Here is a 24,286-nt window from a genome sequence, read left to right as displayed (position 1 = left end):
GGTGGAGTAAGCGGCTTATGACAATCACCTCAGATCAATCAGAATTGTGGGAGAAGCTAGCCTTCGTTTATGGGCAAGACAAGGGTCGTATACTGCTGCAGCAAATCGAACAGCTCATATCTAACTATAAAAATTCGTCCACATCCGCCCAAAAGGATTGGGTTACTGAACGAGATGTGATGATTATCACATACGGAGACAGCCTGCTCCAAGAGGGAGAACGTCCGCTGCAGACCCTATTGGATTTTGCTCGCGAATATTGGATGGGGCTCGTATCGGCCATTCATCTATTGCCTTTTTATCCTTATTCGTCTGATGACGGGTTTTCCGTGATCGATTACCGCGCAGTGAATCCGAAGTTGGGATTTTGGGATGACATTGAAGCACTGTCCCACGATTTCGACCTCATGTACGACGGTGTGATCAATCACATATCCCAACACAGCGAATGGTTCAAGGAGTATTTGGCTGGCAATCCCCGGTTCGCGGATTATTTCATCGAGGGAGATCCCGATGCGGATTATAGCCTGGTAACTCGGCCTCGTGCCTTGCCGTTGCTGAATCCCTACCAAAGTTCCTCTGGCATAAAGCATATTTGGACCACGTTTAGCGAAGATCAAATCGACCTCAATTTCAAAAATGAAAAAGTACTACTCGACATTCTGGACGTGCTTCTCATGTACGCTTCAAGCGGAGCTCGTTACATCCGGCTTGATGCGATCGGATTTATGTGGAAGAGACTCGGCACGACTTGTATGCACCTGGAGGAAACGCACGCGATCGTCCAGATCATTCGTAAAGTGTTAGAGGTCGCATCACCAAGTACCTTGATCATTACAGAAACGAATGTCCCTCATCGGGAAAACGTCTCATACTTTGGAAACGGTCATAATGAATCGCACATGGTGTACCAATTCCCACTGCCGCCGCTTACCTTACACACTATTCTTTCCGGAAATAGTAGGAGGATTCTAGAGTGGGCGCAGTCACTTGAGCCAACCACAAGAGAGACGACGTTCTTCAACTTCCTCGCTTCCCACGATGGGATCGGCGTCCGGCCGGTAGAGGGAATTTTGACCAAAGAAGAAGTTCAGACGTTGGTCGGGCGTGTAACGGATCACGGAGGACTCGTCTCGACCAGAAATAACGGAGACGGCACGCAAAGTCCGTATGAACTAAACATTAACTACTTGGATGCTTTGTCCCATCCCGATGACCAGAACGAGCTCAAGGTGAAACGTTTCGCCGCTGCGCACGGCATTCTTCTGTCTTTCAGGGGAGTCCCGGGGATTTATGTTCATAGCCTACTTGGCTCTAGAAATGATTTGGATGGTGTACGGGAAACTGGCCGGTACCGGTCCATCAACCGCAAGCAGTTGAACAAGGAAGAGGTGGAGGCGGAACTGCGCGATCCTGATTCGTTGCGGCATCATGTATTCTATGCCCTTCGCCGATTGCTGGAGGTTCGCCGTTCCGAGCCAGCATTCCATCCGAATTCGGATCAACAAGCAATTCATCTTGATGATAGATTGTTTACCTTGCTGCGTACGGATGCGAATAGTAGTCAACTATTAGCGGTTATCAATATTACGAATGAAGCTTTTTCCATCCCTTTCCCTTTTGAATTTCTGGGATGGAAGGCCGGAGATGCAGCAACCGACCTGAATGACGGCGAGGAGTTTACAATCGGCGAATCCGATGCGCTCCTCATGGCTCCTTATCAGATCCGATGGATCAAACATTCGAAAGGTGCGGAAGAGATATGAAAATCATCATCTCGCCGGATTCATTTAAAGGCTCTATTAGTGCCAAGGTTGCGGCCGATCAGATTGAAGCTGGCATTCTGGCTGTCTTTCCTGAAGCCGATACGCTTAAGCTTCCTATGGCGGACGGCGGGGAAGGCACGGTGGAGGCATTCCTTACGATCACCGGGGGTGAGAAAACGGAACATGAGGTGAAGGATCCCCGGGGGAATATCATACGTGCCGCCTATTGCTGGATGGATGAAGAGAAGACGGCCATCATCGAGACAGCCGCTGCTTCCGGACTGGTATTTGTACCGCCTACTGAACGGGATCCGGACCTTCTTACTACCTATGGAACAGGACAGCTTGTCCGTCACGCGCTGAACAAAGGAGCACGGAAAATTATTTTGACGCTGGGAGGAAGTGCTACCATAGATGCTGGTACCGGATGTCTCCAAGCATTGGGTGCTATCTTCAGAAACTCGGAGGGAAAGGAACTGGACGGTAACGGGAAAGCTCTCGCGGAAATGGAGGAACTCGATTTTTCCGGAATAGACCCGAGGCTGAGAGAAGTGGAGTTTGTGGTAGCGAGTGATGTTCAGAACCCTTTACTGGGGGCGGAAGGAGCCGTTCGGATGTTTGGTCCGCAGAAAGGACTACTCTCCCTGGAAAGATTGGACCAATACGAGCTAAACATGAAACGGTTTGCCGATCTGATCTACGCAGCCGTGAATCGAGATGAACGCAATTCAGCCGGAGCGGGTGCGGCCGGAGGGTTGGGATTTGGTCTTCATACCGTCCTTCCGGAAGTTCAGATGATGGGGGGGTTCGATCTGGTCGCCGAACTTAGTCATCTGAAGGAAGAACTCAAAAATGCGGATTTGATCATTACCGGAGAAGGGAAGTTTGATAGCCAATCGCTTCTCGGGAAAGTTCCGTCCGGATTATCGCGGCTGGCGGAACCTTATGAGGTGCCGATTATCGTGTTTACCGGTCATGCCGATATGGAATGGACGGCCGGACAACAGGGAAACATTGGAATGATCGTCCCGATCATCGACCGGGTGATGACATTGGATCAAGCGATGGTGCAGGGGGAATCCCTATTGTATGAAGCGGTGAAACGCTTTTTCGAAACAGTGCTATTTACCAAGGCCCGTATGGGAAGCTTAACAGCACTGTAATTGGCCATTAATCCAACTTATGAAGGAGGTGAAGCATTGAACATTGCGCTTGCCCATTTTAGAAGCGGAGAAACAGACGGCGTATCTATGGAAATGGATAAATGGAAAGCTGTGTTGACCCGGATGGGTCACCGGATCGTTCTACTGGCCGGTAGCGAAGGCATGACGAATGCGCATATCATCCCTGAACTCCATTACAGAAATCCATTAAACGCAAAAATTGTCTACAACGCCTTTGATAAACTGCAGGATTATGACAGCGAAGAGCAGTTTACGGAAGATGTCTTAAGTTTCGCAGGACGAATGGAGTCGAAGTTGATCGAATTTCTCGATTCGGAACAAATCGATTTGCTTGTTCCCTTTAATATTTGGTCGCTTGGTTGGAGCCTTCCGGCAGGTATTGCCTTTACTTCTGCGGTGAAACGGACGGGAGTTCCCTGCTTGGGATTTCACCATAATTTTTATTGGGAGCGTGAGAAGTACCAAAATCCCACTTGCCCGTCGGTCGTCCGTTGGCTAGAGGAATGCTTTCCGCCGAATATGCCGGGCATCCGGCATGCGGTTACAAACCGCATAGCCGCCGAACAACTATTCAAACGCCGGGGCATTGAGCCGTATGTTATTCCCAACGTATTCGATTTTAATCAGCCTCTTTGGAAGAGTGACGAGTACAACTGTAAACTACGCAGCCAGATCGGCGTGAGGGATGAAGATATCGTTATTCTACAGGCGACCCGCGTCACGGAGCGCAAAGCGATCGAACTGGGCGTTGATATCGTTTCCGCGCTACAAGAAGAGCTAAAGCGCCGGCAACCAGAGGCCCCCCTTCTTTATAACGGCAGAAGGCTCACGGAAAACAGCCGGATTTTATATCTCTTGGCGGGGATGCCTGAATCGGCCTACGAGTATACGGAAAAGCTTCGCATGAAGGCGGAACAACTGAATGTGGATTTGCGATTCATTAATCCGATTATCGATTATTCCCGTAGTTATGCGAACGGACAGAACATCTATTCCTTGTGGGATGCTTATGTGATCGCCGATTTTGTGACCTTCCCAAGTATTGTGGAGGGGTGGGGCAATCAATTACTGGAAGCGTTTTTTGCCAGGAAGCCGCTTATGATCTTCGAATATCCTGTTTACAAAAGGGATATCCTAGGTTATGGGTTTCACACGGTCTCGCTTGGTAGTCAGTACAAGACCGATCCTTCCGGATTGGCCATTATAGATAGAACCAAAGTGAAAGCGGCTGCTGTGCAGATGGCGGAATTGCTCACAGACGCAGATGGGTACCGGAGCGTTATCGAACATAATTTTCAAATCAGTAAAACCCATTTTTCTTACGAATCATTAACCCATTGTTTATCGGCAATTACTGAGGAGGTTATAAAGTGTTAAAACGCGGAATTGCGGCATTATCTTTGGCTGCGTGTCTTTTGGTTGTATCTGCTTGTTCGAGTAATAACGGCGGCAATGCTTCAGAAACGCCAACTAATAATGGGGCTGGCACTCCATCAAGCGGAAAAGTAACGAATATCAGCATGCAAATCGCTTGGGCCAGTGATTCTGGCAGGGGGATAGCCATTCGCGAGGTGTTGGATCAATTCGAAAAGGAAAACCAGGACGTAAAAGTTGAAATGCTCGGTGGCGTTCAGTACGGTACCAAGCTGCTCACACAGATTCTGAGCGGTAAGGCACCGGAAGTACTGCAAGTTCCGTATGGTGACGTGAAGGCACTTGCACCCGAACAGGCTTTCGTCGACTTGACAGCTGATTTCGAAAGTCAGAAAGACAACTATGTTCCGGAAATCTGGAACTTGTCCGTGAATGACGGCAAACTATATGGCATACCTTGGATCGGGCATACAATCCAACTGATTTATAACAAAACGATGTTTGATAAAGCAGGCATCAAAGAAGCTCCAAAAACATGGGACGAGCTCTATGAAGCAGCAAAAAAACTGACCATCGATACGAATGGAGACGGCAAACCTGATCAATATGGAATCGGTCTCTCTGGGAAACAGGGCCCGGACCTTACTTGGATGTATGGCATGTTCGCGGCGCAAGCGGGAGCAAAGCTGGTGGACCAGGCCGCAGACGGAAGTTACCAAGTAGCCATCAACTCCACGGAAGGACAAAAAGCGTTGGATTTCTACACGAAGCTTATGAAGGAAACCTCGCCTTCGGATTCGTTGAACAAAGACGGCGGCGCCATTATGGCGGACTTCCGCAACCAAGTGATCGCAATGGAGCTACAAGGGCCCTGGGGCGTATCTGATGTATGGAAAGGTGGTAACGTTCCATTCGAGATGGGCGTAGCCGAAGTACCTGCTGGCGATGCTGGAAAGGCGACTGAAGTTACCGCGTACCTGCTGAGTGTACCAACTGGCGTGGAAGGTGACAAACTTGCGGCAGCGAAGAAACTGATTTCATATCTAGCATCCAAGCCGGCACAAGAAATGATCATGAAGGGCGAAAAAGGTGAAGACGGGAAGTACTATCCGTTCCGGATCCCGATTCGCAAAGATATGACGGACACGCAGTACTTCAAAGATCATCCGGAATTCCTGACTTATCAAAAAGGCTTGAGTTACCCGTTCACGCTTATCCCGATTCCAGTATGGTCCAAAATCAGTGACGAAATTTATCAAAACGCTTTGAACCAGGTGGTTTCGGGCTCAATATCGGCTGAAGAAGGATTGAAAATGGTTCAGGACAAAGGTAACGAGATCATCAAATCTGCCAAGTAAAATCTAATGAATCGAGCGGGCACCTTGGATTTTTCAGGGTGCTCCCTCCTTTGCGGAGGTAGCCAAATGCGATATATAAGAAGTAAGATTGGGGACCCTAGTGCCTACTTGTTTATCCTTCCGTCTGTACTAATTCTAGGGATGTTTCTCGTGTACCCCATTATCTGGTCTATTGTGGCCAGCGTCAAAGACATCAAACCGATTGCCTTGAAAACGTCCGGACTGTTCGGCATTCCAGGAGATTTCGTCGGATTAGAATATTACAAAGAAGCGCTAACCAATCCGTTGTTTTTGAAGGCGATTATCAATACGCTTTATTTTGGAGTTATTTTCATCCCTGTCACCTTGATTGGCTCTCTACTACTGGCCATGCTCGTCAATCAGAAACTAAAGGGTGTAAATGTTGTCCGTTCCTTGTTTTTCATTCCCTATATCATATCGGTCGTCAGCGCAAGCTTGATTTTCATTTTTCTATTTAACGGGGACCGAGGTCTCGTCAACGTTCTTCTAAACCAATTCGGCATTATCGGAACGAACTGGCTGGCCAACACGGTCTGGGCCATGCCCGTTATTGCGATTATGACTTGTTGGAGAAACATAGGATATTTCATGTTGATCTATTTGTCCGGTATACAAAATATTTCTCCAGATCTCTATGAAGTGGCAGACATTGAGGGAGCAACACAATTTCAGAAATTCCGGTTCGTAACGTGGCCTCTGCTCGGACGGATTTCGCTGGTTGTTATGATTTTGTTGCTGATCACCTCGCTTAACATTTTCCAGGAGATCTATATCATGACCGGAGGTGGGCCTGCGGACTCAACCGTCACCGTGCCATTTCTGATTTTCAATAGGGCCTTCAAATATTATGAAATCGGTCAGGCTGCAGCCATGTCCTACATTCTGTTTCTGATTGTCATCGTGATCACTGTCATCCAGAAGAAAATCGTAGAAAAAAGACTGGGCTAGGAGGGGGATAAGCGACCATGAAAAACAAAAAAATCATACCTACCGTTATACTCTGGGCTTTCGGTTTACTGTTTTTCATTCCGATTTATTGGCTAGTGGCATCAAGCTTGAAGAGCGATGCGGAGATCACCCGTTTTCCTCCGACCCTATGGCCCCAAGTCGTCGAATGGACGAACTACCCGGAAATCTGGAAGCTTTTAAAATTCAATGTTACTTTTCTTAACTCACTAATTGTCGCTGTGCCTACGGTTTTACTGACTGTTTTGTTCTCAAGCATGGCAGGGTTTGCATTCTCCAAGAAACGGTTCATCGGCAAGAACGTAATATTCATCCTGCTGATTGGCACGATGACTGTTCCGCCGACCGTTCTCCTGCTGCCTCTTTATTTCATCATCACGAAGCTCGGTATGTTTGATATGCTGATCGGATTGGTACTGCCTTTTTCCGTTACGGTATTCGCCATCTTTTTTACGAAGCAGAATATCGACGACATTCCGGACGAAATGCTGGAAGCCGCCAAAGTGGATGGGAGTGGAGATTTTCGAACGTACTTTCAGATCGTCATCCCCTTGCTTCGGCCGACATTAACGGCTTTGGTCATCATTGATTTCGTGCAGAACTGGAACTCCTTCACGATGCCGCTTGTATTACTGCAGAGTGAATCTAATTTTACGCTGCCGCTCAAGCTTGCCCTGATGGCCCAAGACTCCGTTTCCATACCGTGGTCCAAAATATTGGCCGCTAATGTGCTTTCGCTTCTGCCCGTTCTTTTTGTTTTTTTCGCCTTGCAGAAGCAATTTGTCGCAGGATTGATGGCGGGATCCGTTAAAGGATGACAAAAAAAGAAAGAGAGGAAGAAACCAGATGTTTAACAAAAGGCCGGTGAATCCGGTCAGAGATGCACATATCCCAGCTTGTCTACGCACCGGGTATCACGCCGTCATCGATGCAATTAATGCCAAACGGCAGAAAACGGTCGTGACACCGCTCATCATCGGCATTGACGGCACTCACGGCGCCGGTTTTGGTGGTCTTAGAAGAGAATTAGAAAAAGGTTTACAGGGGGAACGTGTTGGATTTATTGCTGTGGACTCCTTTTTACGGACAGGTGGGGAAATTCGTCAACACTTTCAAGATAATATTACGGACAACCGCGCTTTTGGTTATTTTACCAACGAGGGGATCGAAAGCTATTTTCAATCGGATGCCAGGGACAAATGCGCTGTCGCTGTTCGTGATTTGCAGGAGCAAGGGAACGACTTAATCTTCCTAATCGGAACAGGGGCTTTCTGGTGTGGGGAAGGGCTGTGCCAGCTTAATCTGTTTGCCGACGTTTCCCGTGAGCTCCAGCAAATGAAGCAAAAACAGGGAATGCTCAATTTTGGGTTCGATTTTAATCTCGATTCTTTGGAGAAATACAAAGTCTCCTTGTTTGTGGAATGGCCCGTTCTGGAAACTTACCGCAAGAGTCATCTACCCGAGATGGACTATTATTTGGACATGAACGACGAAGAGATACCGGTAATTACTCCTGTTTCGGATTTATCGTTGCTTGTGAAGGATATCAGCAGGCGCCCACTGCGGGTCAAGCCGTTTTTCGCACCTGGGGTTTGGGGTGGGCAATATTTGAAGAAAGTCGCTGGCTTGCCTGAGGAAATGGTAAACTGTGCCTGGAGCTTCGAACCGATTGCACCGGAAAATTCGATTCTGATCGGGCAGGATGGAACGGTGATCGAAATCCCGTTTTTGATCGTGATGGCTTGGGGCTTCAACGAGATTCTCGGGAAACGGATTGTTGGTCTTTTCGACGATTACTTTCCAATCCGATTCGACTATCTGGATACCATTGACGGTTCGAATTTGTCATGCCAGGTTCACGGAAAGCAGGCGTTCGTGCGTGAGCATTTTAACGAGTTCATGGAACAGCAGGAATCCTATTACATCATGGAAAAAAAGAATGGCTCCAAGGTTTACTTGGGATTTACCAGTCAGACGGATGGGCAGAGTTTTCTGGAAACCGTTCAGAATTCACAGGATACCGGCACTCCATTCGATTTTACCGAATACGTGCAGGAGTGGGATTGTGAGAAAGGCGATTTGTTTCTGATCCCTACCGGCACCGTCCATTGTTCGGGCAAAGACAATATGGTATTGGAGATCTCGGCTACCACCTGGTGGTTTACATTCAAAGTATATGACTATGCCCGGAAGGATTTGGATGGCAAGCCGCGGCCGATAAATATCGAATATGCCGCTGAAAATCTTGACTTCCATAAGACGACGGAATGGGTTCAAAAGCATTTGATCGCGAGTCCGAAGCTGGTTCAAAAGCAAGGAGAGAATGAGGAGTTCTTGCTCGGTCAACGAGACGATTTGTTATTCTTCGTGCGTCGCATCCATCTTCAGGATCGTTTCGAGGATGATACGAACGGTGAACTGATGATGCTCAATTTAGTAGAAGGAGAGAAAATCCGAATTGTATCAAGCGAAGACGATTCGGTATTCGTCGAGCTATCGTATGCCGAATCTTATGTGTTGCCGGCGGTGTTCGGTCGGTTCGAAATTGTTAATCTCGGTTCGACGCCGTGTAAGCTGATCAAAGCTGGTGTTTCTCCAGAGTGGAATGTGAGAATGGTACCATGAGCGAATACGCCATTGCATTGGACGTAGGTGGAACTTTCATAAAGTCGGCCATGTTGGATAGTTCAGGATCAGTTTGCGCTGGAACAGAGGAATCTTTTCCGGCTTATGCTGACGCTTCAAAAGAAGAAATCCTGTGTCGGCTTACGGACATCATTGGAACTCAAGCAAATAAAATCATCGACCGGAAATCAAGTATTTCGGGTATTGGATTGGCGTTTCCCGGTCCTTTTGATTACCACAATGGGATTTGTTACAACAGTGGGGGAGATAAATACGAGTCCCTATACGGTGTAAACATACGCGATGAACTGATGAAGCGTATAACTGCGCTTGCCCATTTTCGTAGTTTGTCAGAAGGTTTTCGCATAGTGTTCGAGAACGACGCCGCTCTTTTCTTGTTGGGAGAATGGCTTGCGCTGGAGGCAGGAGCTTTTGAACGCTGCATAGGTCTCACAATCGGTACCGGTGCAGGCTCCGCTTTCATGATCGACGGGAAGCTGGTGCTTTCAGGGAACGGCGTCCCTGACGGGGGGTGGCTGTATTCGCAGCCGTTTGGCGAGTCGATCGTAGATGATTATATATCGCGCCGGGGGTTGCTCCGGCTGGCTGCTGAGCGAGACGTTCCTCCTGGTTTAGATGTAAGGGAAATCGCCGAAAGAGCCCGGGACGGATGGGGAGACGCCATCGAAGTATTCAATGCATTCGGGTTTGCCGTTGGTGAGATGTTGCTTCCGTACGTGCGTGCATTCCGCGCCGACAGACTCGTCATCGGCGGACAAATTGCCAAAAGTTATTCCTTATTCGAGCGCACACTACGGGAAGCTCTGTCTCCGATCCATTTTGTCATTGGGTTTTCCGAAGACACCTCACTCAGCACGTACAGAGGTGTTCATCTACTTTTGCAGCAAAAGCGGGATAATTAGAAACAGGAGGAAACGTCGTGAAAAAACTGAAATTGGCATGCCTGGGTGATTCCATGACAGCATTCTGGGGGCAGGAGATGTCGGAATTGGCGGACGCTTTGGGCAGTCATTTTCCAGATCAGCCTTTCGAGCTTTTGAATTATGGCGTAAGCGGTACAAGAGCCGAATACGGCATTCACAGGGTTACTCATGACTATCCGGATCCCTTCCGGAGCGGCAACCGCAAATGCTTGTCTTCCGCAAGTCCGGACATTGTTGTCGTTGAATCTTTTGCCTATAATCATCGGTTGGATGGCGCTCACTGGATCGCAAATTATCAATCTGTACTTCGGAGCCTGATAGGTGTCATTCGGGAGACGACACCCGCAAAGTTGTTGTTTCTTATCACGATCCCGCCCGATACAGAGCATTTTCTCGATCATGTACCGACCTACATGGATGTAACGCCACGCTTGCGGCAGGAGTGGGGGAGGAGCAGCGAAATGTATTTGCAGGCGGCTTTGAATTTCGCCGTGAATGAGAAGATTCCCTTTGTTAACGTGTTTGATCGGGTGAAGGAAAAGGTGGCCGGAGGAACACCGATTCGCTGGTACATCGACCAGAACGACCATATCCATCCCAGCCGGTATGCATATGATCTCATTGCGGAAGAAATTGTTCAAGCCATTCACCGGTATCAATTCGTATAACACCGATTATTTGAAAGGAGTGTCTGACGTGAGACAGAGAGATGTGGAGAGTCAGGGTGTAACACCAAGAGGTATATTTTTCAGCAAAAAAAAGTATTCGGATACCCCGTTACTAGCCTTTGAAGAAGTCCGGAATCTTTTGCCCGAACCGGTGTGCGAACTGAGACCGGAGTTTATCGATTGTTACTGGTATACCTGGGAAATCGCCTATCAGAATCTGCACCGTCCGACGGAAGAAAGCGGGTTTGTTAGCAATTTTATCGATGCCGCGTTTAATCAGAACATTTTCATGTGGGACACAGCGTTTATCACCATGTTCTGCAACTTGGCAGATCCGTACATCCCAGGTATCCGGTCGTTTGATAACTTCTATTGCAAACAACTCGACGATGGAGAAATTCCCCGCGAGATGATCCGGGACAGTGGACGAGATTTCTCGCCGTGGGTTAATCATGATCGCAAACCGCTTCATTCCTATTTTCATAACCATTATGGCCACCGCCGGTTAATGACAACGGAGCCGCCTCGGTACGAAGATATGTTCAAACCGATACTGGGCCGGGATGTGGAAACCCCACCCTACCTGACGCTTGACAACCTCAATCATCCCATCATGGCCTGGGCCGAAATGGAAAGCTATCGTCATACCGGAAATGCGGGCCGGCTGGAAAAGGTTTACGAGCCGTTGTATCGATATTACGAAGCGCTTCGTTATCATTTACGCAACCATTTCGGCTTGTATGTGACCGATTGGGCTAGCATGGACAACTCCCCAAGAAACAAATATTTGGGCAGCGGAGTGGACATCAGCTGCGAAATGGTTTTGTTCGCACGAAACTTAATCGACATGGCCGGTGTGTTGTCGGACCGGGCCTTTCATGTTGGTGAGAATGAAAAGGCTAAGGCGTATGCTATGCAAGTCGCTGAAATTGAAAAAGAGGCGAGTGAGCTGGCCGAGACGATCAATCGGTTAATGTGGAATCCAGACAGAGGATTTTATTTCGATGTGACGGATAACGGGGAACAAGCACCAGTGAAGACGATTGCCGCCTACTGGTCGCTGCTTGCTGGTGTTGCCGATGATGACCAAGCAGAGAAGCTAGCAGAATGGCTGCAGGATCCTCATACGTTTAACCGCAAACATCGTGTGCCAGTTGTCGCTGCCGACGAAGATGGATTCGATCCCCGTGGCGGATATTGGAGAGGTTCCGTGTGGTCTCCGTCGAATACGATGGTGATTCGCGGATTGGAGCGATACGGGTACAGTGAATTGGCCCGGGAAATCGCGTTGAATCACTTGAGCAACGTCGTAAAGATATACCAGGATACCGGAACAATATGGGAAAATTATCCACCGGATTCGATAGATGCTGGGGATGCCGATAAAAAGGACTTCGTGGGGTGGTCTGGGATTGCACCTACCTTGTATCTGATGGAGTATGTGATCGGGCTTAAAGGCGACGCGGCTCACAATGAGCTTACGTGGCGTTTGTATTCTGATCTGGGAAGGGTCGGATGCAAACGTTATTGGTTTGCTGGTAAAACGATGGATCTGCTAGCGACTCCATTGGATGATTGCTCCTTCTTGATCGAGATCACGAGCGACAAGCCAGTACGAGTGACAATCGTCTGGGGAGATACCAAAGATGTTCACGATATTTCTGGTACATCCCGATTTACTATTAAGAAATAATCCTATATGCTCTTTTCAGCTAGGAAACAGAGTGGTATAAAAAGGGACGCCGATAAAAATTATTGGTGTTCCTTTTTGTATTTACTGTACCGTTGTATTTCCGTAACGGGTAATTGAAATTGTCGTTGCACCTAATTCGCGTGCCCGCTTCATACATTCCACAAGTGGTGGCGTTTTAATCGGAAATAAGCACGATATATTCAAGAGTTTCCCTGCAACGTATAGGCAATATAGGCGAGGAAATATTGGAGTTCTTTTGGTGCCGGCATGGGATTGGGAAGGGTGTGTAAGGCGGACCATCCGGAAAGCGCGTCAATGAAAAAGGCCAAACAGATACCTACCACTTTGATGTGGAAAAATGCAAGAATTATCTATTTAAAGAAGGGTGCTACACCGAAGGAGCTAACGCCAAACCTACTCTGTGAGCGTTGAATCCCCCCTGAAGTAGAAAGCCAGACATAATGACTTGAATTGACAGCGAAAAGACGACCCTCATCCTCAATTATTGAGGATGAGGGTCGTCTTTTATTTCTACCTTTAGTTGCTCCGTCAATCCCTCGAGTTTTTCAGTGGCCTCGTACTGAGCCGGCGTCTGTTAATCGGCTGACCGTGAAAATTGGCTGACCGTCCGCTTCACGTTTTTTTCGATGAAAGTATAGGTTTACCTTATCAGACCAAACTCGCCGTAAACCAGTGAACGCTTCTGCACGGGTCATAAAGCCTTCGCCATCGAACCGTGCATTGCCGCGGCAGATCAGAATGGCTGATTACCGGCAGCATTGATCGCAAAATGCGCCCAGTCAGGGAGTCCGATTCATTCTGGAAAGAGGTTATCCCAAAGGATCTTATTTTCAATGAGAGCTGCTTTCTCCGAGATCGTCAATTTTTCTTTTTTGATTTTGACTTTAATCAAAAGGTCTTTTAAGGTATGGATTTCCATGCTTATCCTCGGATATTTCAGATAAATAATGGAATAATGTTTTGAGCGAAGCCATCTTTGTTGCAATTGAATCCTTGGAATTGCCCAGATCAAAATTAAGGTAATCACCGAAGCGATCAATGTCTGTTACCTTTAGATTTTCAAGAATGGTTATGGGCATATCGCCTCTATCACCTGAAAGAAGCCCTCTACTATGAGCCAATCAAAAAAGGCGATATAATTAAGACTATAGTTTATAAGCGACGACTTCTCACGCTTGCTACGGTCAATGAACTCTTGGGCACATCAAGGTTGCTTAATCATTTTAAAGTCAGATTTCTTAAATAACTGTTTTCGTTAATCGCTATGCATAAATACCTCCTAAAATTCGTAAATAATAACGATCGGAGTTGAAAGTTGATAACAAAAGAGAACCTAGATTTCTACTGCCACATGACGTCTTACCCGTGATTTTACGAACTGCCCAAGTTCGAGTCACATGACGAAGCGCGGATGTGGTTTAAGGGACTTTCAGCGACGACTACATGATGACCGGCTCTGAAGAATGGATGATCAGAAATGCTACTTTTACAAGATCATCTTGAACCGGCCTGTATGGGATCAAGGAATGCGTGAAATGAGCTCCAATAAATGCGCTCTTGCTAATGTCATTTATTTTATATATTCTAAGTCTTGTTATTTCCGGATGTAGGTATTTGTCGTTTAGCCGTTTGTCAATAAGCTAACTATAGGATGTGAGGGGTGCACTTGTCGACTCTAAAAACAATAACAGGTACGAATCTAGAAGATGTACAGGGAATGAATCGCTCTCTTGTCGTTAGGTTGTTACGAAAAAAGAAAATTTGTTCAAGGGCTGAGTTAGCCCATGCCTCTGGGCTGAAACAATCAACCATCACCAACATCGTCAATGAAATGATCAGCTGGGGCCTTGTAGTTGAAACCGGAATGATTGGTGGTAAGAAAGGGAGACGATCGATCGGTATCAGGTTAAATAGTGAATTTTATAAAATTATAGGCATCCGGTTAACCCGCACTAAGATAATGGTTGGTTTATATGATTTGGAAGGCAATGAGTATAGTTTCGACGAACGGTTCATCAATTCTGGGGACGGTTCAGCTATTGCGCTACAAAAGATGAAGGAAATGATAACGGAAGCCATAGATACGAATCAAACCGGTAAAATATATGCCATTGGATTGGCTACTCCCGGACCTTTGTTTCGTAATGAAGGCCGCATTGCATTAATGACTTATTTTCCCGGCTGGGAAAAAATCAATATTCAGGAGGAATTAATGCAGGTATATGGGCTCCCCGTTTATATTGAGCACGATGCGAATGCCGGGGGCATGGCAAGATGGAGCTTTGGCGATGACCAACAAGATCATGGCGTACTGATTTTTGTAACAGCCGGTCAAGGAGTCGGGGCGGGAATCATCATTGATGGAGCGGTATATCGGGGCGCCCTGGGTATTGCTGGTGAGATCGGTCATATGAGTATTGATTACAACGGACCCAGATGCGAGTGCGGGCACAAAGGGTGCCTGGAGCTTTATTGCTCCACGTCAGCTCTCATGAAACAGTTAGGTAACAAATACACATCGATTCAGTCCATATGCGAAGCCATCAAAGCAGGCGATACAATTGCCGAAGAGGCTGTCCGCAAAGCCGCTTGGTACCTTGGGTTCGGGCTTGTCAACGTAGTGAATGTGTATAACCCGAGCCGGATTGTAATCGGGGATGAGTTTTCCGCTGTAGGCAAGCTGTTGCTTGATACGGTATCGGAGGTAATAACAGAAAATGTGCTGCCTGATGTAAGAAAGCGCCTGCATATCGAACTTGCACCACCCTCAGAAAAAGACTATATGCTTTTCGGCGCGGTTGCGATCGCGATTGACAATCTTTTTGCTCAACCGTCGTTATACCTATTGGCCTGACAGAGGAGAGACAAATACATATAAAAGAATTAAGGGTGTCTTAATAAAGGCACTCTTTTTGTTTTACTTAAACGTCACAAATTTGCAGGAATTGTTTAGTCCCAGAATGTTTTTATTTATAAAACGATTTTGGGATTGGACGTTGCCAAGTGTTATCTCCGTTACAATGGTTCACTGTACTATGCCTACTGCCAGGGAATAATAATAATCCTTTTAAATTACTTTTTTTAATTTATATATTGATCGAATGAATTAATTCACTTATACTGCAATTAACGTTCCAAATTCTGGTTCGAGTAAAAAGGGGGACGGTTATAGATGCTGATCGGAATTGACATCGGCACATCCAGTGTAAAGTCGATGGTAATGAATCCTGACGGAAATTTGTTGGGGTTTTCGCAAAGCGAGCATCAGATTGAGATCCCTGCTCCTGGGTACGCCGAACAGGATCCCAACCTCTGGTGGAAATTAGTTTGTGAAACCACCTCAAACGCTTTACAGCAGTCGGGGCTAAGTGGAATTGATATTAGCGCAATAGGATTATCTGGGCAAATGCACGGCTTGGTTGCTTTAGATGTAAACGGTAACATTTTGCGACCTGCCATCATTTGGTGCGATCAGCGTACCATTCAGCAAAAGATTGACCTTGAAGCGTTGTTCTCAAAGGAAAGCCTGGGCGATCTGATTCAAAACCCGGTAGCCACCGGATTTCAACTGCTTTCACTACTATGGTTGAGAGAAAATGAACCGGAGGTTTACCGGAAAATCAGTAAAATTGTAACGCCCAAAGATTACATCCGGTATCGACTCACCGGAGAGATCGGGACCGAATTGACAGATGCATCCGGAACATCAGCTTTTCATGTCGCAGGTCTTGAATGGTCAGTATCCTTGCTCGATCAGTTAGGCATCGACGCTGAGTTATTTCCTAAGGTATTCAGTTCGTGGGAATTATGTGGGACGGTGACAACGCAAGCATCTCTTGAGAGTCCGCTTTATCCTGGTACAAAGGTTGTATTCGGTGGAGCTGATCAACCGATGCAAGCAATTGGAAATGGAGTTATAGAACCTGGCACCGTTTCCTGCACATTGGGAACCGGGGGGCAGCTGATGACGCCTTTGGACAGCCCGATTCATGACCCGAGGTTACGGATCCATACCTATCTGCATTCGGTACCAAACCGATGGTATTTGTTAGGAGCGACAATGAGTGCAGGTCTTTCCTTAAAATGGCTGGCGAATAATATTCTGAGGAATGGGAATTACCAACAGCTCGATGAAATCGCTAAGCACATTCCTGCAGGGAGCGAGGGACTAGTTTTCCTGCCCTATCTGATTGGGGATAGAACGCCGCATATGGATCCGTTTGCTAAAGGCTTATTTTTCGGTATTACATTGAATCACCGCGACGCCCACCTAATTCGGGCAGTGATGGAAGGCGTAGCTTTTTCACAGCGAGACGGTATGGAAATTTTCAAATCACTCGGTGTCCTGTCAAAGCGGCTCATCGTATCAGGCGGAGGAGCCAAGAGCCAGCTTTGGAAACAAATTCTCGCGGATACCTTTGACCAGGAAGTATACACAAGTTCAATGAGTGAACAAGCATGTGTAGGGGCAGCTATAACGGCTGCTGTCGGTATCGGGATATACGATAGCGTGGAACAAGCCTGCTCCGCAATCGTTAAAATCAATGACGTTCCGGTAACCCCCATTACACAGAATCGAGAGTGTTATGACCATCAGTATGCAATATACCGGGAGCTTTACTGCAAGAACAGTGAACTATTTACTTTGGACGGATTCGCATAAAGACGAAATGGAGATGACATAGTGAAAAACAATAATTTGGATCATCAGGAGCTATTAATGAAGGAGACCTCGCCTGCCACATCAGTCCACTGGGGGCTGGTAAAAGCGATATCGCTACTGGTTACGGTCGTATCAGGAAGGAACGGGGAGCTATTATCAGTCGAGGATGAGGTAGGTCACAAAATAATCCGTCTCTATTCAACAGCTTTGCCTGAATCTAAATTGCATACATACATGGTTGAGCTGTTTACGGACGCCAAATCGCAACCGCTTACAATGACAGTCCCCTTACAAGTTTCTCAACATTCACACCACGAGTTACTTATCCGGTATAACGGGTATCACCTCGCGCTTTTCGTAGACGGCGTGCTGGTTGATGAGGAGTGGCCTATAGGAGCAATCGATCTGCGGCAAGCCAAGGTTCAGTCGTACACGGGCGTCACACAAACGAGACTTCTGAGCTATGCCATCAGTGAGCAGGAAATGACTCAACTCTTCGGGGACCAGGAGTACTTGCATAAAAAACAAAATGAGCTGCTGGGTGCCGAGCCCGTCACCATACAATACTGGAGGCCGAGGGGATTCAACACAAGTGTAGGGGACTGTATGCCATATTATGACGGAACCACCTTTCATATCTTCTACTTGTTTGATCGGCGCGGACACCGGAGCAAATGGGGACTCGGTGCTCATCAATGGGCCCATATGTCAACGGATAATCTGAAGGACTGGGTTCACCACCCTATAGGAGTCGGTATAACGGAAGAATGGGAAGGCTCGATTTGCACAGGATCAGTATTTAACGAAAAAAACCAATATTACGCCTATTATGCGGTTCGCGCTATTGACGGCTCGCCGGCTCGTCTGACTTGGGCGACAAGTCGTGACGGCATTCATTATGAAAAAAGCGGCAGGTACATACAGCTTTCCGAAAGCTATCGCCTCAGCTCGGTAAGGGATCCAATCGTATTTAAAGACGAAGAGCGGATGTATCACATGCTGGTAACGACCAGTATTGTGGATGGCGATGTACAACATGGATGTTTGGCTCACTTGACTTCCAAGGATCTGGAAAATTGGGATGAACTATCACCATTTATCGTACCCGGTTATCATGATGAACCTGAATGTCCCGACTACTTCGAGTGGAACGGTTGGTACTATCTGATCTTCAGTAACGACGGTGTAGCCAGATATCGGTATTCTCGCAATCCGTTTGGGCCTTGGCTTAGACCTGCAGTGGATATTCTGGATGGTATCCAGATGCGGGTTCCAAAGTCTGCAGCTTATAAGAACGGCAGAAGATTGACAGCAGGTTTCTTGTCCGAACCGGGCAAATATGGCGGAGAACTGATCATCCGCGAGCTTCTGCAGCATTCGGACGGCTCTCTCGGTACGCGTTATGTGGACGAACTAACCGATCGAACCGGTCGCGTTATCAATATGCAGACGATTGACGGAGAGTTCATTGAAGGAGATACGATATCTCTTGAAAACCAAGAAGGATTAGCCGAATGCCGGATGACCGAGATTGGGCATGAATATACGCTTTCCTTTGAAGTTACCCCCGGATACCCGAATATGTATTACGGATTTTCCTTAGCAGACTCGGGGAAATTCAAGCAAGGCAGAGATATTCGATTCGAACCGGCTGCCCGAAAATTCGGTATACACAATATTTATGCGCCAAGCTTCACGGAAGATGAAGCCTCGTCCCTATATAATGTCAGCGGCTTGGAGCAGAGGGTCGTTGTGGAGGCCGTCATAAGAGAAAACTTCATTGATATTTGCATTAACGGTCAACGAACGATGATATCGCGGTTGAGCAAAAAATATGACTATCTCCGTTTTTATGCTCAATTCGGGACGGCCGTATTCCATAACATTAAAATCCGCTCTTTGGCCGGTACGGGGTCAGGGGGTTTGCAGTAATGACGAAGAAAGAATCAATTACACATGTATTGAAGAGTTGGCAATTGTATGTACTTTTGATGCCGGCTCTCGTATATCTCATACTGTTTCAATATGTTCCTATGTACGGGGTTGTGATCGCATTTAAGGATTTTAATCCAATCCAAGGTATTTTGGGCAGCCCATGGGTAGGATTGAAGCATTTCAAAACATTTTTTGAATCTTATGTGTTTGTCGACGTCTTGGTCAATACACTCAAGCTCAGTGTCTTCTCTTTGTTAATCGGATTTCCGATACCCATCCTATTCGCGTTGCTGCTCAACCAGATGCGTAAACAAATAGTAAAGCGTTTTGTTCAGACGGTTACGTATGCGCCATATTTTATTTCTACCGTGGTTCTCGTTTCCATGCTTAATGTATTTCTTGCCCCAAGCACAGGCTTTGTCAATATCTTGATCACCATGTTTGGTGGAGAAGCGGTTAACTTTATGGCACGTGCGGAATGGTTCCGAACCGTGTATATTGCCTCAGGCATATGGCAGACAATGGGCTTCAGCGCGATTATCTATTTAGCTGCTTTAAGCGGTGTTAATCCCGAGTTGCATGAAGTGGCTACGGTGGACGGTGCATCCCAGGTGAGACGAATTTGGCACATTGATCTTCCTTCGATTTTGCCGACAATCATGATTCTGCTTATTCTCGGAGTAGGCAACGTGATGTCCGTTGGTTGGGAAAAAGCGTTCCTGATGCAGCAAGGTATGAATCTGCCGGTATCGGAGATCATTTCTACCTATGTGTATAAGGTAGGATTGCTGAATGCGCAGTATAGTTTGGCAACCTCAATCGGCTTGTTAAACTCGGTCGTTAACTTTGCGCTCTTAATCATAACCAATCATCTCTCCAAACGATTAACGCAAAACAGCTTATGGTAAAGGAGCGGATTTCGTGAAAAATCTATCGACAAGCGACAAAGTATTTACTGTCTTCAATTATTTGTTTATGGGCATCATAACGATTTCCATCCTGTATCCGCTTTACTTTATTTTTATCGCTTCCTTCACCGACCCGGATATCGTCAACGGTGGCGGAATCCTTCTCATTCCTAAATCCCTTTATTTTGACGGGTATGAAAAGATCTTTGAGTATAAGCCGCTCTGGCAAGGTTATTTCAATTCCATCCTGTATACCGTATGCGGAACGATCATAAATCTGGTGATCACGATCCCTTGCGCGTATGCCCTCTCACGTAAAGGCTTGGTGGGAAGAACGCCGATCATGATGCTATTCGCCTTCACCATGTTTTTCAGTGGCGGACTCATTCCCACCTATCTGTTGGTTTCCAAATTGGGAATGCTGGACACGATCTGGGCCATCACGCTACCGGTCGCCGCTTCCGTATGGAACATCATTATTACGCGAACTTATTTTCAAAGCACGATTCCCGATGAACTGTTGGAAGCGGCTGTCATGGATGGATGCTCGGACTTCAGGTTCTTCTTTTCCATTGCACTCCCGTTGTCGAAGGTCATCATTGCCGTTATGACGCTGTTTTATGGCATCGGCCATTGGAATTCCTTTTTCGAACCGCTTATCTATTTGAGAAGCGATGATAAATTTCCGCTGCAGGTCATCTTGCGCAATCTGTTGATCATGAATGAAGCGGGATCAAGGATGGTAGTCGACCCGATGTCCCTGGCCGCCAAGCAGCGGATTGCTGAACAGTTGAAGTATGGCGTCATCGTTGCAGCAAGCTTGCCGCTCATCATTGTGTATCCGTTCTTGCAGAAGTATTTTACAAAAGGCGTGATGATTGGCTCCATCAAAGGCTAATGTGGCATCTGCGACGTGAATTCTATGAAGGAGGTGATTTTACAGCTCGTAACACAAGATGATTGGAATGGTACTCATACAATTTACTGAAGGGAAGGTCAAGTACAAACATGAAACATTATAAATGGCTTCAAATCCTGATCATTGCTAGTTTTTCAGTCGGATTGCTCGCTGGTTGTTCAAATGATAATACAGGTAAGGAGAATACTGCTGCCATCAATAAAGAAGCGAATACCGAGGCTATGGATCCAAATGCGCAGACGGACATTAAAATTGTTCGTGCGAAGGATCCAAGAAACCTGCCTGTTGATGAAATGATCTGGTTTCAAAAATATAGTGAAGTAGCTCCATCTAACGTAAAGGTCCAGTGGGAGGAGATTCCGAGTGAATCTGCCGATGAGAAAATAAACCTGATGCTTGCAAGCAATGATCTTCCTGATGCGTTCCTCGGTACACTTTCTGTCAATAATGTGATGAATAATGTGGACAAAGGTCTGTTCCTGCCAATTGAGGATTACATCGACAATATGCCTTATTTTTCAGAAGTATTGGCAAAACGTCCTGAATACCGGGCGCTGATTACCGCTCCGGACGGACACATTTACGGTCTTCCTTATATTGAGGAAATGTTCGGTCTGATTCTCAACCAGGGTATTCTACAAATTTATAAGCCATGGCTGGACAAGCTTGGCCTGCCGGTTCCAACTACGATCGACGAGTATCGTGATACATTAAAGGAATTTGTCGATAATGACATGAACGGCAACGGCATTAAGGATGAAATCGGATTGTCGGTTGCGAACAAAGGTGTTAACTCGGGAATCGGTTCTTGGAGAAATAATTCGGACTTTGGTCAATTTTTCGGATTGTGGGGACAAGCCGACCGTGGTGACAGCATGTTCCTCGACGAGAACGGAAAAATCTTCAGCACAGCCACTACCGAAGCATATAAGACCGGTATTAATTACCTGCACGAAATGTATAAAGATGGCCTGATTGACCCGGAATTTACCATTAATGATGGTCCAAAACTGCAAGCAAAGCTGCGAGATGAGACGGTAACGATCGGATCGCTAGTGCATTTCTCTGTTCTTGACGTTGCAGGTAAGCAAGTTGCCGACAATTACGTGCCGATTCCTTACATGACAGGGCCTGGTGGTGAATATGGAGCCCGTGAAAACCTTGTGGAAATGCATAATCCGCTTGCCTTTGTCCTGACGACCAAAGTTAAAAATCCGGAAGCAGTACTTGCGTGGGTAGATAAAATGTATGATCCAGAGTGGTCCGTTCAGACGAACTGGGGAGCGCTTGGCTATCAATACAAGAAAGACGAGAATGGCGTAATGGTATTTGACACCCTGAAAGACGGATTGGATACCTACAACGATATGCGAGCCAGACAAACGATTGGAGGCAACTCGCCTATTGCCATTCTGACTGACTATTATGATACGGTTGTTGAGTACCCGCAGGATGCGAAGGACATTTTAGACGACATGAAGGCGGTGGGCTTTTTGGATAAACACCTGAATGATCCATATATCCCGCACACCTTGTTCTACGATGCAAAGACTGCTGAGAAAATGGCGCTTTTATCGCCTCAAATCTATGGCCTGATTGATACGAACCGCAGAAAGTGGATTACCGATGGCGGCATTGATGAAGAGTGGGATTCTTATGTAAAGGAACTGGAAAAGGCCGGCCTTTCTGAATTTATCGGTTATGTTCAGGAAGCCTACGATCGCTTTCAGGCAAACCAAAAGTAATAGTAATAATCAATTGCGGATACCTGAATCACTTCGTTATCCCGGGTTCTCAGGTATCCGCGTTATTTTTTAAAGGAGGCGATAGAATGGATATTTATCGACCGGTCTTTCATTTTACATCGAAATTGAACTGGATGAACGACCCTAACGGGCCTTTTCATCATAACGGAGAATATCATCTGTTTTACCAACATAATCCGGATAAACCCGAATGGGGAAACATCCATTGGGGGCATGCCAAAAGCAAGGATTTGGTGAACTGGGAACACCTCCCCGTGGCGCTTTTCCCTTCCAATAAAAGAGGCGAAAATCATTGTTTTTCGGGGTGCTCGATTGTAGAAACGAATAAAGTTACGTTATTCTATACAAGTATTGGCAGCGGGGATCGTAATGCCGTAACCGGGTCCGAACAATGGAAGGCACACAGCAGCGGCGATTTGATGAACTGGGAGAAGTCCCTGGATAATCCTACGCTAACGAGAAAAATTCATGGGAATGTAAATATTGAAGAGTGGCGTGACCCGTATGTGTGGCGGGAAACAGACGGATGGCGGATGGTGCTTGGCGGCGTTCATGAAGGGAAGGGCTGTGCTGCCTTGTACCGCTCAAGCGACCTGCACGACTGGGAATTTACGGGTTTCTTTCATAAAGGGGACGAGTCCATTTGGGAATGCCCGCATGTATTCAAATTCGATAACCGGTATGTTCTTTTCTACTCCCCGTCCGGCGAAGTGCGCTATGTTACCGGCACGGTAAATGAGCAGCTGCAGTTGCAGCCAAATGCGACCGGTTACGCAGACCATGGCGGATGGGAAGGGTTCTATGCCTCAACCGGCTTCACCGATCTTTCCGGAAGAAGAATCCTGCTCGGGTGGATGCCCGAAGGCTCAAGAGGAGAAGACTTCCCATTGCAGCTGGATTGGGCAGGAGCGCTTGCCTTGCCGCGGGAGGTGCTTCTGAAGGACAATGGGAAAATTGCGATGTCCCCCGTTCCGGAGCTAAGCGCGCTGCGTGGAGATCATTCGGTCTTTCATGAGTTGGCTGTAGATGCAGAGCCCTATGACACCGGGATTCGTTCCCGAGCCTATGAGGTATATGCCGAGCTTGATTTGGCGAATGTGACGGAGCCAGTCGTGATTTCAGTTATGCGTTCAAGCGGCGGAGAAGAAGAGACCCGGATCGTGATTAATCCTTCGGCAATGTCTATCATGATTGACCGGTCGCGATCAAGCTTGTTTCCCGGAACGCATAAATCCTGCATCACAGGCAAGCTTCCCGAGCTGGAAAACGGGCGCCTGGACGTGAGATTATTTGTCGACCATTCCGTCATTGAAGTATTTGCGGGGGATGAAGCTTGTCTTACCTCGCGCGTTTATCCGTCTTTGGCTGATAGCGACGGTTTGACGATCTCCGCAGGCAGCCCACTATTAGTGTCCCGATTAGAGGTTTGGCAAATGAAACATGCAGATATGAACTGAAACTTTTGGAAACTAAAA

The 24,286-nt window shown here is 46.9% G+C and carries 17 protein-coding genes; all 17 read left to right on the top strand.

Annotated features, from left to right (window positions below; translation table 11 throughout):
- The first annotated feature begins 17 nt into the window (after nucleotides 1-17).
- The 17 genes from AC0YNV_RS36715 (at nucleotide 18) to AC0YNV_RS36635 (ending at nucleotide 24,268) form a co-directional block, all read left to right on the top strand.
- On the top strand, nucleotides 18-1,766 hold the full coding sequence (locus tag AC0YNV_RS36715) for a sugar phosphorylase (protein ID WP_475772493.1): 1,749 nt from the start codon (nucleotides 18-20) through the stop codon (nucleotides 1,764-1,766).
- A complete protein-coding gene (locus tag AC0YNV_RS36710; protein WP_475772492.1) occupies nucleotides 1,763-2,929 on the top strand; it encodes a glycerate kinase in 1,167 nt (388 codons plus the stop codon). Before AC0YNV_RS36715 ends, AC0YNV_RS36710 begins: the two co-directional genes overlap by 4 nt.
- A 36-nt stretch (nucleotides 2,930-2,965) precedes the next feature.
- The gene (locus AC0YNV_RS36705) at nucleotides 2,966-4,327 is read left to right on the top strand and encodes a glycosyltransferase family protein (RefSeq protein ID WP_475772491.1); all 1,362 of its coding nucleotides are present in this window, start codon (nucleotides 2,966-2,968) and stop codon (nucleotides 4,325-4,327) included.
- A complete protein-coding gene (locus AC0YNV_RS36700) occupies nucleotides 4,321-5,682 on the top strand; it encodes an extracellular solute-binding protein (RefSeq protein WP_475772490.1) in 1,362 nt (453 codons plus the stop codon). The genes AC0YNV_RS36705 and AC0YNV_RS36700 overlap by 7 nt, the downstream gene beginning before the upstream one ends.
- Before the next feature lie 150 nt (nucleotides 5,683-5,832).
- Nucleotides 5,833-6,651, top strand: a complete 819-nt coding sequence (locus AC0YNV_RS36695; RefSeq protein WP_475772489.1) for a carbohydrate ABC transporter permease — start codon at nucleotides 5,833-5,835, stop codon at nucleotides 6,649-6,651.
- Nucleotides 6,652-6,668: 17 nt separating this feature from the next.
- Nucleotides 6,669-7,487, top strand: coding sequence for a carbohydrate ABC transporter permease (locus AC0YNV_RS36690; protein WP_475772488.1), 819 nt, complete (start codon nucleotides 6,669-6,671; stop codon nucleotides 7,485-7,487).
- Nucleotides 7,488-7,533: 46 nt separating this feature from the next.
- Nucleotides 7,534-9,294 carry a class I mannose-6-phosphate isomerase gene (locus AC0YNV_RS36685; RefSeq protein WP_475772487.1) on the top strand — a complete coding sequence of 587 codons (1,761 nt, stop codon included), beginning with the start codon at nucleotides 7,534-7,536 and terminating at the stop codon, nucleotides 9,292-9,294.
- A complete protein-coding gene (locus AC0YNV_RS36680; protein ID WP_475772486.1) occupies nucleotides 9,291-10,217 on the top strand; it encodes an ROK family protein in 927 nt (308 codons plus the stop codon). The genes AC0YNV_RS36685 and AC0YNV_RS36680 overlap by 4 nt, the downstream gene beginning before the upstream one ends.
- Before the next feature lie 17 nt (nucleotides 10,218-10,234).
- Nucleotides 10,235-10,906, top strand: a complete 672-nt coding sequence (locus tag AC0YNV_RS36675) for an SGNH/GDSL hydrolase family protein (protein ID WP_475772485.1) — start codon at nucleotides 10,235-10,237, stop codon at nucleotides 10,904-10,906.
- Between the two features lie 28 nt (nucleotides 10,907-10,934).
- Nucleotides 10,935-12,599, top strand: a complete 1,665-nt coding sequence (locus AC0YNV_RS36670) for an MGH1-like glycoside hydrolase domain-containing protein (protein ID WP_475772484.1) — start codon at nucleotides 10,935-10,937, stop codon at nucleotides 12,597-12,599.
- Between the two features lie 1,687 nt (nucleotides 12,600-14,286).
- Entirely contained in the window at nucleotides 14,287-15,474 is a 1,188-nt protein-coding gene (locus tag AC0YNV_RS36665) for an ROK family protein (protein WP_475772483.1), read from the top strand.
- 318 nt (nucleotides 15,475-15,792) lie between these two features.
- Nucleotides 15,793-17,283: a xylulokinase gene (gene xylB / locus AC0YNV_RS36660; protein WP_475772482.1), complete on the top strand. Its 1,491-nt coding sequence runs from the start codon at nucleotides 15,793-15,795 to the stop codon at nucleotides 17,281-17,283.
- Between the two features lie 21 nt (nucleotides 17,284-17,304).
- On the top strand, nucleotides 17,305-19,215 hold the full coding sequence (locus tag AC0YNV_RS36655) for a glycosyl hydrolase (protein WP_475772481.1): 1,911 nt from the start codon (nucleotides 17,305-17,307) through the stop codon (nucleotides 19,213-19,215).
- Nucleotides 19,215-20,126: an ABC transporter permease gene (locus tag AC0YNV_RS36650; RefSeq protein ID WP_475772480.1), complete on the top strand. Its 912-nt coding sequence runs from the start codon at nucleotides 19,215-19,217 to the stop codon at nucleotides 20,124-20,126. Before AC0YNV_RS36655 ends, AC0YNV_RS36650 begins: the two co-directional genes overlap by 1 nt.
- A 67-nt stretch (nucleotides 20,127-20,193) precedes the next feature.
- The gene (locus AC0YNV_RS36645) at nucleotides 20,194-21,024 is read left to right on the top strand and encodes a carbohydrate ABC transporter permease (protein ID WP_475772518.1); all 831 of its coding nucleotides are present in this window, start codon (nucleotides 20,194-20,196) and stop codon (nucleotides 21,022-21,024) included.
- A 110-nt stretch (nucleotides 21,025-21,134) separates the two neighbouring features.
- Nucleotides 21,135-22,790: an extracellular solute-binding protein gene (locus AC0YNV_RS36640; RefSeq protein WP_475772479.1), complete on the top strand. Its 1,656-nt coding sequence runs from the start codon at nucleotides 21,135-21,137 to the stop codon at nucleotides 22,788-22,790.
- 86 nt (nucleotides 22,791-22,876) lie between these two features.
- On the top strand, nucleotides 22,877-24,268 hold the full coding sequence (locus AC0YNV_RS36635; RefSeq protein ID WP_475772478.1) for a glycoside hydrolase family 32 protein: 1,392 nt from the start codon (nucleotides 22,877-22,879) through the stop codon (nucleotides 24,266-24,268).
- Nucleotides 24,269-24,286 lie beyond the last annotated feature (18 nt).

It is taken from the genome of Paenibacillus sp. JT31N11, assembly GCF_056269285.1.
Note: the sequence above shows the minus strand (reverse complement) of the source record. Positions and strands in the feature narration are given on the sequence as shown.

Excerpts from the sequence above, each read along its gene's own strand:
- AC0YNV_RS36715 (WP_475772493.1), top strand. The coding sequence starts at position 18 with ATGACAATCACCTCAGATCAATCAGAATTGTGGGAGAAGCTAGCCTTC.
- AC0YNV_RS36710 (WP_475772492.1), top strand. The coding sequence starts at position 1,763 with ATGAAAATCATCATCTCGCCGGATTCATTTAAAGGCTCTATTAGTGCC.
- AC0YNV_RS36690 (WP_475772488.1), top strand. The coding sequence starts at position 6,669 with ATGAAAAACAAAAAAATCATACCTACCGTTATACTCTGGGCTTTCGGT.
- AC0YNV_RS36680 (WP_475772486.1), top strand. The coding sequence starts at position 9,291 with ATGAGCGAATACGCCATTGCATTGGACGTAGGTGGAACTTTCATAAAG.
- xylB (WP_475772482.1), top strand. The coding sequence starts at position 15,793 with ATGCTGATCGGAATTGACATCGGCACATCCAGTGTAAAGTCGATGGTA.
- AC0YNV_RS36650 (WP_475772480.1), top strand. The coding sequence starts at position 19,215 with ATGACGAAGAAAGAATCAATTACACATGTATTGAAGAGTTGGCAATTG.
- AC0YNV_RS36645 (WP_475772518.1), top strand. The coding sequence starts at position 20,194 with ATGGGCATCATAACGATTTCCATCCTGTATCCGCTTTACTTTATTTTT.
- AC0YNV_RS36640 (WP_475772479.1), top strand. The coding sequence starts at position 21,135 with ATGAAACATTATAAATGGCTTCAAATCCTGATCATTGCTAGTTTTTCA.
- AC0YNV_RS36635 (WP_475772478.1), top strand. The coding sequence starts at position 22,877 with ATGGATATTTATCGACCGGTCTTTCATTTTACATCGAAATTGAACTGG.